Genomic DNA, 9,302 nt, shown 5'->3' on the forward strand with positions numbered 1-9,302 from the left:
GTGCAGGGCACACCGCGCCTCAAGCGGGGGAGCTCATTGAGTTCACACAGAAAATACTGACTCCAGCGGTAACTGGGTATCTACGCGTCAACACCGGTGGCGCGGCCGTTGGGAATTAACTGTAGCGATTTTTGGTGCTACTTGCCGAAACGCTGCAGGAAGGCAGCCTCCGCTGCCGCGATGCGCTCGATCTCCGTCGGGTCCACGGACTCGTCCACGCCGTGGATGCCGCACATCGGCTCCTCCACGCCGTAGAGCGCGATCTCCGCGTCCGGGAAGGTGTTCTGCAGCGTGATGGTCAGCGGGATGGAGCCGCCGGAGCCGACCACGGACAGCTTGTCGGCACCGTAGGCCTCCTTGAGGCACTCGCCGAGTGCGGCCACGGCGCCCGCCGAAGGATCCGTCGCAAAGGGCTCGTTGACGCCGCTGACCTCAACCTCGACCTTGGCGCCCCACGGGGTGTGGGATTTGATGTGCTGCTCCATCTTCTGCGCGATCTCGGCGGCGTTCTGGCCGGCCGGCACGCGCAGGTTGAACTGGGCCTCCGCGCGGGCGTTCACCGCGTTCATGGCCTCGGCCACCGGGGTGGAGGTGAAGCCGATCATGGTCACTGCCGGGCGGGCCCACACCAGGTCGGCCGGCTCGTCGTCCGCGGTGCCGAGCAGCTGCACGCCCTCGAGCACAGTCGCATCCTGGCGGAAGGACTCACGGTCGTACGAGTCGCCGTCCCACTTCGCGGTGGTGTCCACGCCGTCGATGGTGGTGCGGCCGTGCTCGTCGAAAAGCGAGTTCGCGATGACCACCAGGGCGTGCGCGGCGTCCGGGGCGCCGCCGCCGTAGCTGCCGGAGTGGACCTGGTTAGCCAGCGTCTCCACTGTCACCTTCACCTGTGCACCGCCGCGCAGCGAGGTGGTCAACGTAGGTACACCGACAGCCACGTTGCCGGAGTCCGCGATGAGGATCGCGTCCGCCTCGAACACCTCGGGCTTTTCCACGATGAGCTTGCCCAGACCGTCCTTGCCGCCGAGCTCCTCGGAGCCCTCGACCACAACCTTCAGGCCCAGGTCAGTGCCGCCGTTTTCCTCCAGCAGGCGCAGCGCCTCTAAGTGCATAGCCAGGTTGCCCTTGCAATCCGCGGCGCCGCGGCCGTACCAGCGGCCGTTTCGCTCGGTCAGCTCGAACGGGCTGTTCGTCCAGGCGTCCGGGTTGTTCGCGGGGACGACGTCGTAGTGGGAGTACAACAGTACCGTCGGTGCGCCGTTTTTGGGCTCCCGCTTGGCGACGATCGTGTCCGCGTCATCCACCGTGGGGTAGCGAGTCACGTCCAGTCCAAGATCCTTCAGGGCGTTCACCGTCCAGGCGCAGGCGTCCTCGTGCTGATCCGCCAGCTCAGGGGTGGAGTGCACGGAATTGAAGGAGACCAGCTTGGACAGGTCGTTGAAGATGCGGTCGCGTTGCGGTTGGTAGTTCTGCGTAGTCATGGCACCACGCTAGCAGCGTTGGCGGGGCCGGTTCGGCGGTATTGGGGGCGGTTGGGGGCGGTGTCGTTCAGCTAGATGCTTACCCCAGGATGCTTATTGTTCGAGTAACCTCCGGCGTTCTCGCCCGTGCTACCCGAGAAGTAAGCATCCTGCAGTAAGCATCCTCGGACCGGTAAGCATCTAGCAGTAAGCATCCTCGCCCCGGCATCCTCCACACCCCTTGCGTTCCTTGCACTCAACCCCGCCGAGTGCTAAAAATGTGGCTGGCACTCACGCAAACCGAGTGCCAAATAAAACGAATAGAGCGGGTGAGGCTGAGACCACTCGTCAGCCGTGCCGTCGCGGGCGCCTGCTTGCACCGACGACCTGAGTGATCGTCCATGAACGCCTATATACAAGGAGTGACACACTCACATGGCAAAGATGATTGCATTCGACGAGGAAGCACGTCGCGGCCTCGAAACCGGCCTGAACACCCTGGCTGACGCCGTGAAGGTCACGCTCGGCCCGAAGGGCCGCAACGTGGTGCTGGAGAAGTCCTGGGGCGCCCCGACCATCACCAACGATGGCGTGAGCATCGCCAAGGAGATCGACCTCGAGGACCCGTACGAGAAGATCGGCGCCGAGCTGGTCAAGGAAGTTGCCAAGAAGACCGACGACGTCGCCGGCGACGGCACCACCACCGCCACCGTGCTCGCTCAGGCCCTGGTGCGCGAGGGCCTGCGCAACGTCGCGGCTGGCTCCAACCCGATGGGCATCAAGCGTGGCATCCAGGCCGCCACCGACAAGGTGTCCAAGTACCTGCTGGACCAGGCTAAGGAAGTTGAGACCCAGGAGGAGATCGCCTCCACCGCTGGTATTTCCGCGTCCGACCCGGAGATCGGCAAGAAGATCGCCGAGGCGATGTACGCCGTGGGCAACGGTGCCGTGAACAAGGAATCCGTGATCACGGTTGAGGAATCCAACACCTTCGGCGTGGACCTCGAAGTCACCGAGGGTATGCGCTTTGACAAGGGTTTCATCTCCGCATACTTCGCCACCGACATGGAGCGCGGCGAGGCCGTGCTCGAGGACCCGTACATCCTGCTGGTTTCCGGCAAGATCTCCAACGTCAAGGAGCTCGTGCCGGTGCTGGAGCAGGTCATGCAGTCCGGCAAGCCGCTGCTGATCATCGCCGAGGACGTCGAGGGCGAGGCCCTGTCCACCCTCGTGGTGAACAAGATCCGCGGCACCTTCAAGTCCGTGGCTGTGAAGGCTCCGGGCTTCGGTGATCGTCGCAAGGCCATGCTGCAGGACCTGGCTATCCTCACCGGCGGCCAGGTCATCTCCGAGGAGGTCGGCCTGTCGCTGGAGACCGCCGGCATCGAGCTGCTCGGCCAGGCCCGCAAGGTTGTGGTGACCAAGGACGAGACCACCATCGTCCAGGGCGCCGGCGAGCAGGCGCAGATCGACGGCCGCGTGAAGCAGATCCGCGCCGAGATCGACAACTCCGACTCCGAGTATGACCGCGAGAAGCTGCAGGAGCGCCTGGCCAAGCTGGCCGGTGGCGTTGCGGTGATCAAGGTCGGCGCCGCCACCGAGGTGGAGCTGAAGGAGCAGAAGCTGCGTATCGAGGATGCTGTGCGTAACGCGAAGGCTGCCGTTGAGGAGGGCATCGTCGCCGGCGGCGGCGTGGCCCTGCTGCAGGCCGCCAATGAGCTCGCCGACGACCTCGGCCTGGAGGGCGACGAGGCCACCGGCGTGAAGATCGTCCGCGAGGCCCTGTCCGCGCCGCTGAAGCAGATTGCGCTGAACGCTGGCCTGGAGCCGGGTGTGGTGTCCGACAAGGTTGCCAACCTCCCGGACGGCGAGGGCCTGAACGCCGCCACCGGCGAGTACGTGGACATGCTGGCCAGCGGCATCGCCGACCCGGCCAAGGTGACCCGTTCTGCGCTCCAGAACGCCGCGTCCATCGCCGCACTGTTCCTCACCACCGAGGCTGTCGTGGCTGATAAGCCGGAGCCGGCTGGTGCGAACCCGGGCATGGACCCGGAAGCCATGGGCATGATGTAAATCAGCCCGTCTAAAGCGCGTCCTTCGGGGCGCGCTTTTTGCTTATCGACGTCAGCTCCGCCCCACCCCCGTATTGGTGTAAAAAGTCACGGCGGTGGTCGAAATTTGAACCTGTACAGATCGCCATTAGGGCCGCTTGAGTTACACGTTCTGGTGGGTATTCAATTGGTGTTAACTTTCGAAAATCGGTCGGGGCAGGTTATCGGCCCGGTCGCGAAAAGGTTACGTTTCGGTGAACGTATACCAGCTGGAAGCTGCCTGTGTGGCGCAAATCCTATTTTTAGAAAGCGCTTGACGTAGCTGGTTGATGTGGCAAAATTCCTCCTGTGACGCCCGCAGGGTGTCAGTACCTGTCAAGTTTTGCCAGACACACACTGGCACCTATCGAAAAGGGGAAATCAATGCCTTTCGATCTCAAGTCCGCTAAGAAGGCCCTGGATCAGTTCGCAACCTTCGCGAAGAACCTCTCCAAGCTCTTCACCAAGACCCCGAAGACCATCAAGGACTTCGCTGACAAGGTCTCCAAGTAAGCCTTCACCCCACTCAATACAAACTTTTCTAAAGGAGAATCATCATGGAAGCATTGACCAACTGGGTTGCACTTTCCTCCGGTAACGGCGACAACGGCGTCACCCGCGTCCCGGGCGCTCTCGTTGAGCTGCTGGGCAACCTCGGCGAGCTGGCTGAGGCTGTTTCCAAGCTGATGGGCCTGGTCGCGTAACTGTAACGCGCATAGCCGAAGGTCCCGTCGCTAAGCGGCGGGGCCTTTTTGCATTCCCGCGTACTTCTCCGGCATACCGATCCCGGGCCGAATAGACTGGAAGACATGGCTGACAACAAAGACGACGAACTGCCGATGATCGACCTTGCCCAGACCGAAGGCTGGGTTGTGGACGACACCGACGAGGACGACCCGGTCCTGCTCATGCCGGACGGCACCGCCATCCAGACGTGGCGCGAGAACTACCCCTACGACGAGCGTCTTTCCCGCGACGACTACGAGAAGGAAAAGCGCGCCCTGCAGATCGAGCTGCTGAAGTGGCAGAACTGGACCAAGGACACCGGCCAGCGCCACATCATCCTCTTCGAGGGCCGCGACGCGGCCGGCAAGGGCGGCACCATCAAGCGCTTCAACGAGCACCTCAACCCCCGTGGTGCGCGCACCGTGGCGCTGGAGAAGCCGTCCCCGCGCGAGTCCACCTCCTGGTACTTCCAGCGCTACATTCAGCACTTCCCGTCGGCCGGCGAGATCGTCTTCTTCGACCGCTCCTGGTACAACCGCTCCGGCGTCGAGCGCGTCATGGGTTTCTGCACCGAATCCCAGCATGCAGAGTTCCTGCGCGAGGTGCCGATGCTGGAGAACATGATCCTCGGCTCCGGCATCTCCCTGACTAAGTTCTGGTTCTCCGTGACCCAGAAGGAGCAGCGCACCCGCTTCGCCATCCGCCAGGTGGACCCGGTGCGCCAGTGGAAGCTCTCGCCGATGGACCTGGCATCCCTGGACAAGTGGGAGGACTACACCCGCGCCAAGGAGGAGCAGTTCCGCTACACCGACACGGACGAGTCGCCGTGGATCACCATTAAGTCCAACGACAAGAAGCGCGCCCGCCTCAACGCGATGCGCTACATCCTGAGCAAGTTCGAGTACACGAACAAGGACCACGAGGTTGTCGGCGAGCCGGATCCGCTGATCGTGAAGCGCGGCCGCGACCAGATCGGCGACTAGTAGGCGGCACGGGCCGAGTTCGCGCTGCGGGATCCCTCAGGTGGCGCTAATTTTTGACGCATGATGTCCCGCCGCGCACTCGCCGCCACCACCGCTGCCGTTTTCACCGCCACAGCCGCCACCACAACCGTTCCCGCTAACGCCGCCCAGCCGGAGGCGTTCCCCGAATCGACCCGCCCGTACCTGTACTTCCAGAGCTTCGACGGGGTGGACAACCCCGCCCACTTCACGCACGACTTGCCGGACGGCTGGTCGCAGGACGTCGAGGGCGTGTCCTCCGGCGAGGCCCGCTGGAACGGCTGGACCGTCTCGGATGTGCGCCACTGGACCTGGGCCGCCGGCACCGACGAGCGCCACTTTTTCACCCAGGGGCACGACCAGTTCGCCATCATCGATTCGAAGCAGCAGCGCCTCGCCGAGCGCGACTCCATGGACGCGCGCATGACCACGGAGCCGATCGACGTCGCCGGCCAGAGCAAGGTCGCCCTCGAGTTCGACCAGCACTACCGGCAGGGTAAGAAGGGCCAAACCGCACTGGTTGCGGTGGGGTTCGATGGTGGGGAACCGGAGGTCGTCGATAGGCTAACTAGCAACCGTTACTCCTCCCACGAGTACTTCGAGCTCGACGTGCCGGAAGGTGCGAAGACGATGCAGGTGACGTTTAGCTACCTCGGCGGCAACGACGACTACTGGTGGGCCGTGGACAACGTCGCGGTGCGCGCGCCGTTCACCCAGGCCGCGGAGAAGCCGAACACCGTCATCGACGTCATCTCCGATACGCAGGACGACCCGGAGGACTTCAAGCTGGCCGTCCGGCGCCTCAACGCCATGCCGGAGAAGGCGGGCGCGCTGGTGATCAACGGCGACCTGGTGGATAACGGCAGCCAGGAGCAGTGGGACAAGTTCCTCGCCGCGCGCAAGGAGGTCCCGCATGATTCGGGCGTGGAGCTGTGGACTATCGGCAACCACGAGATGTACGGCAAGGAATCCTCGGAGGTGCACATGCAGCGCTTCCTCAAATACTCCGGGCAGGAGAGGCCGTGGAACGAGGTGGTGGTGAATGGCACGCCGCTGATTTCCATCAACACGGAGTACTACTCGGACGTCGACCGCGGAGGCAAGGAGCCGTTCCAGCGCATCTCCGCCGAGCAGCTGAAGTGGCTGGATGAGCGCCTCGCGCACTGGGATAAGCAGGGCGTGACCGCGCTTGTGTTCACGCACCCGCTGCTGCCGGGGACCGTGTCCATGAGCCATTCCGCCTGGTACCAGAACGATTTCGAGGACGAGCAGGCCATCTCGGACGTGCTGTCCAAGTACAACGACATCGTGGCGTTTACCAGCCACTCGCATTCCTCGCTGAAGCAGAACAACTGGTGGGGCACCAGGCGTTACGACGGCACCCCGCAAGGCGCCATCGGCTTTCCCGTGGTCAACACCGGCGCGATCCTCAACGAGTACTTGCCGGACGGCGACCACGACGAGGAGATTGTGGATGACAAGGCCGCTACCGGCCTGCGCGTGAAGGTCTACGACGATCGCATCCGCGTCGAGGCCTGGGACTTCAAGGACGGCCATAGCCTGCTCAACCCCGACGGCGAGGCGAAGATGATTAAGTACCAGGACTTTGCCAAGCAGCACCGCCTATCGACGCCTCCGGTGCAGCCCCCGGCAGAGCCCACCCCGGAGGCAGATGCTGATTCCGTTTCGGTGGAGGGATCCTCTGCCGGTGCGAAGGCCGCCCTGGTCATCGGCATCGTGGCCGCGCTCGGCGGGGCCTTCGCGTTCGTCGCCTCGCAGTTCGGCGATCAGCTGCGCGGGTTGCTCCCGGGGCTCCGGTAGCGCTGAGGGGAACACTCGGCTGCGCGTCGACGCAGCGTTTGTTAAAGTTTGCCCCAACATCAAGGGGGAATGGTGGGGAAACGTAAACGGTTGAAATCGCGCGAAAGGGCTACACCGCGGCTTTCGTCCGACGCATCGCACTCGGTTGAGTTCTTCATGCGTCCTGATGATGGTGCAGTGCCGTCTCTTGAAACCTTTGCCGCGTGGCCAAATAAAGCAGCGAGGAAGCTCTTACCTGTCCTCGCTGCTGTAGCAGAGGCTCCTCCGAAAAAGTTCGCTGGTGGTGGTAAGTGGGAAGCAATGCATGGCACCTGCACTGGGATGTATGAGGTGAGGGCGAGGATCGACGGCGTGCACTACCGCCTGTTCTGCGTGCTCGATGTTCTTGCGGAGAACGTGGACCGGCCACTGTTAACCGTCATCGACGCAGATTCGAAGCCGAATGGCGAGGTATTCGCGGAGAGCCGTTATGTGGAATTAAGTGAGCTTCGAGACGAGTACTTCAGGCCCGACGAAAACGGTCGGCCAGTTCGGTCTCTTGCCCCGGCTAGCCTGGTTGCGAGTTATATTGCTCGGACGTGAACCTACGAATGTGTTTCCAAGCGTTCAGCATCAGGCTCTAGCGTGAGACGTAGATTTACAGATGCTGCCAAGTCCGCGAGCGTGCCAACAGTTGGATTCACTTCACGCCCAGACGAGGTAAGCAACCGGCGAACGGAAGAGTAGGGGATGCCGGAATCCTGAGCCATGCGCTTTTTGGTGAGCCCCAGATTTTCGCGGTGCTCCTCAATCGTGTTGACGATCCGGTCGTAGGTTTGGATCCGTTTCAGCTCACGCTCATAGACTTCAGCGAACGCTGGGTCCTTCTCTGTTTGTGCCCGCAGCAGTGCGTTGAATGTATCGCTCACAGGACTCCCCCTTCTTGTCACGGTTTGTATCATTTATGGTACAGAAGTTGACCGCCTGGGGCAACGGCTAGCATGCTTCGGGCCGGCACTGACGCGCCCGCGCTCGAGCCTCCCACCGCCGAAGCCCCGCGCCGGACCGCTTGATTCCGCGGTGGGTGCAGCAGTAGGGGACTAGAAAGACGCAGCTCAAGCGTTTAAGCTGAGTTCCACTTGAGCCGAGAGGCCAGAAAGGAGGGCAAGCGAGATGAGGGTTACGTTAGCGCAGGCTGCCGACTACTTTCGCTCTGATTTCGATGAGATCGCGCGTGTCGTTGAAAGCGGTTGCGTGGCTCTGGATGAGCAGGGGACTGTCAATCTCATGCTTGCCCAAGCGTTGGCGCGCTATGTGTCCGACGAGTTTGTTGAGTTTTTCGGTACGGATCAGGCTTTCGTTGCTCGGGATATCGGCTTTGTTGAAGCGGAGTACTTCAACCACGCTGATCGGCTGCTCCCGGCTGAACTCGGACTGTTGGATGCCAGTGCGTTGGGGCTTGCCCCAGGGGGTCGGAGGTACGTTCAGGCAGCTGGTTTGAGGGACCTCATCAACGCAGGAATTTTAGGGCTGAGCGATCAGACATCGCGCGTAGGTGTCCTCGTCAGAGAGCCAGATTGCTCAGAAAAGCAAGCGCTCGCAGATGCCTACATGCTTGGGGGAGCACGTGTGCAAGGTGCAGTCCGGACATACATCAGAGAGAACGCGGCGAGCGCGGCATAGGCATGGTGGGCGGCGTGTACCCCGGGCTACACCAGGTCGCAGCTGTGTTGGATGGTGAGGACTGGTTGCTCGTAGGTGGGGCAATGACCCAGCTGCATTGCACCTTGAATGATGTTGGCTACGGAAGATCCACGGAAGACGTGGACGTCGTCGTTGATCCGATTAACCATTCGACGCTGGTCGGCGTGGCGGAAACGCTGGAGAACAGAGGGTACGAGCAAATCACGCCGCTGAGGCGAGACGGGTTTCTCCATCAGTTTCGTCATCAAGAGGGGCCTCAAGTGGACGTGATGGGAATCGACAGCGATCGCACGCCTGACCGATGGCGCGGATACAACGTTGTGAAATGCCCTGGTTCCAAGTCAGCGCTCGGGAAACTTGCAAGCGGCACGCCGAAAGACGTGCTTGAGGTTCCGGTCAGCGCGGCACATACGGTCAGATTGCCTAACGTCTGGTCCGCCCTTGGAGGGTGTCAGGAAGTTTGTGTGTGAGGCTCTGATCTAGAAGGAGTTTCACCGATAATGACTACGGTGTCACCGAAG

The 9,302-nt window shown here is 62.3% G+C and carries 10 protein-coding genes; 8 read left to right on the top strand and 2 right to left on the bottom strand.

Translation table 11 applies throughout. The features are described 5' to 3' along the window. Window positions 1-137 precede the first annotated feature (137 nt). Window positions 138-1,481: a dipeptidase gene (locus NUW87_RS09925; RefSeq protein ID WP_269028339.1), complete on the bottom strand. Its 1,344-nt coding sequence runs from the start codon at window positions 1,479-1,481 to the stop codon at window positions 138-140. A gap of 414 nt (window positions 1,482-1,895) precedes the next feature. Here NUW87_RS09925 and groL point away from each other — a divergent pair, with 414 nt between their 5' ends. The 6 genes from groL to NUW87_RS09955 all read left to right on the top strand — a co-directional run bounded on the left by groL (window position 1,896) and on the right by NUW87_RS09955 (window position 7,680). Further along, complete coding sequence (gene groL / locus NUW87_RS09930; RefSeq protein WP_269028341.1) at window positions 1,896-3,533, top strand: chaperonin GroEL; 1,638 nt, start codon at window positions 1,896-1,898, stop codon at window positions 3,531-3,533. Window positions 3,534-3,934: 401 nt separating this feature from the next. Next, window positions 3,935-4,063 carry a hypothetical protein gene (locus NUW87_RS09935; protein WP_269028343.1) on the top strand — a complete coding sequence of 43 codons (129 nt, stop codon included), beginning with the start codon at window positions 3,935-3,937 and terminating at the stop codon, window positions 4,061-4,063. Between the two features lie 44 nt (window positions 4,064-4,107). Further along, window positions 4,108-4,254 (top strand): hypothetical protein, encoded by a 147-nt coding sequence (locus NUW87_RS09940; protein WP_269028344.1) that lies wholly within the window; start codon window positions 4,108-4,110, stop codon window positions 4,252-4,254. A gap of 105 nt (window positions 4,255-4,359) precedes the next feature. Beyond that, window positions 4,360-5,259 carry a polyphosphate kinase 2 gene (gene ppk2, locus NUW87_RS09945; RefSeq protein WP_269028345.1) on the top strand — a complete coding sequence of 300 codons (900 nt, stop codon included), beginning with the start codon at window positions 4,360-4,362 and terminating at the stop codon, window positions 5,257-5,259. Window positions 5,260-5,319: 60 nt separating this feature from the next. Next, entirely contained in the window at window positions 5,320-7,098 is a 1,779-nt protein-coding gene (locus tag NUW87_RS09950; RefSeq protein ID WP_269028347.1) for a metallophosphoesterase family protein, read from the top strand. Between the two features lie 72 nt (window positions 7,099-7,170). After that, entirely contained in the window at window positions 7,171-7,680 is a 510-nt protein-coding gene (locus NUW87_RS09955) for a hypothetical protein (RefSeq protein ID WP_239357104.1), read from the top strand. A 2-nt stretch (window positions 7,681-7,682) separates the two neighbouring features. Here the strand turns inward: NUW87_RS09955 and NUW87_RS09960 are convergent, their stop codons facing one another. Next, window positions 7,683-8,006 carry a helix-turn-helix transcriptional regulator gene (locus tag NUW87_RS09960; protein WP_181889102.1) on the bottom strand — a complete coding sequence of 108 codons (324 nt, stop codon included), beginning with the start codon at window positions 8,004-8,006 and terminating at the stop codon, window positions 7,683-7,685. 244 nt (window positions 8,007-8,250) lie between these two features. On the opposite strand from NUW87_RS09960, the gene NUW87_RS09965 reads away from it, so the two are divergent. Continuing rightward, a complete protein-coding gene (locus tag NUW87_RS09965; protein WP_239357105.1) occupies window positions 8,251-8,760 on the top strand; it encodes a hypothetical protein in 510 nt (169 codons plus the stop codon). Window positions 8,761-8,843: 83 nt separating this feature from the next. Next, window positions 8,844-9,251: a hypothetical protein gene (locus NUW87_RS09970; protein WP_269028349.1), complete on the top strand. Its 408-nt coding sequence runs from the start codon at window positions 8,844-8,846 to the stop codon at window positions 9,249-9,251. Window positions 9,252-9,302 lie beyond the last annotated feature (51 nt).

Origin of the sequence: Corynebacterium pilbarense, from assembly GCF_026930265.1 — a bacterium.
In the GTDB taxonomy this organism is placed as follows: Bacteria; Actinomycetota; Actinomycetes; order Mycobacteriales; family Mycobacteriaceae; genus Corynebacterium; species Corynebacterium pilbarense.

Excerpts from the sequence above, each read along its gene's own strand:
- NUW87_RS09950 (WP_269028347.1), top strand. The coding sequence starts at position 5,320 with ATGATGTCCCGCCGCGCACTCGCCGCCACCACCGCTGCCGTTTTCACC.
- NUW87_RS09935 (WP_269028343.1), top strand. The coding sequence starts at position 3,935 with ATGCCTTTCGATCTCAAGTCCGCTAAGAAGGCCCTGGATCAGTTCGCA.
- NUW87_RS09925 (WP_269028339.1), bottom strand. The coding sequence starts at position 1,481 with ATGACTACGCAGAACTACCAACCGCAACGCGACCGCATCTTCAACGAC.
- ppk2 (WP_269028345.1), top strand. The coding sequence starts at position 4,360 with ATGGCTGACAACAAAGACGACGAACTGCCGATGATCGACCTTGCCCAG.
- groL (WP_269028341.1), top strand. The coding sequence starts at position 1,896 with ATGGCAAAGATGATTGCATTCGACGAGGAAGCACGTCGCGGCCTCGAA.
- NUW87_RS09940 (WP_269028344.1), top strand. The coding sequence starts at position 4,108 with ATGGAAGCATTGACCAACTGGGTTGCACTTTCCTCCGGTAACGGCGAC.
- NUW87_RS09970 (WP_269028349.1), top strand. The coding sequence starts at position 8,844 with ATGACCCAGCTGCATTGCACCTTGAATGATGTTGGCTACGGAAGATCC.
- NUW87_RS09965 (WP_239357105.1), top strand. The coding sequence starts at position 8,251 with ATGAGGGTTACGTTAGCGCAGGCTGCCGACTACTTTCGCTCTGATTTC.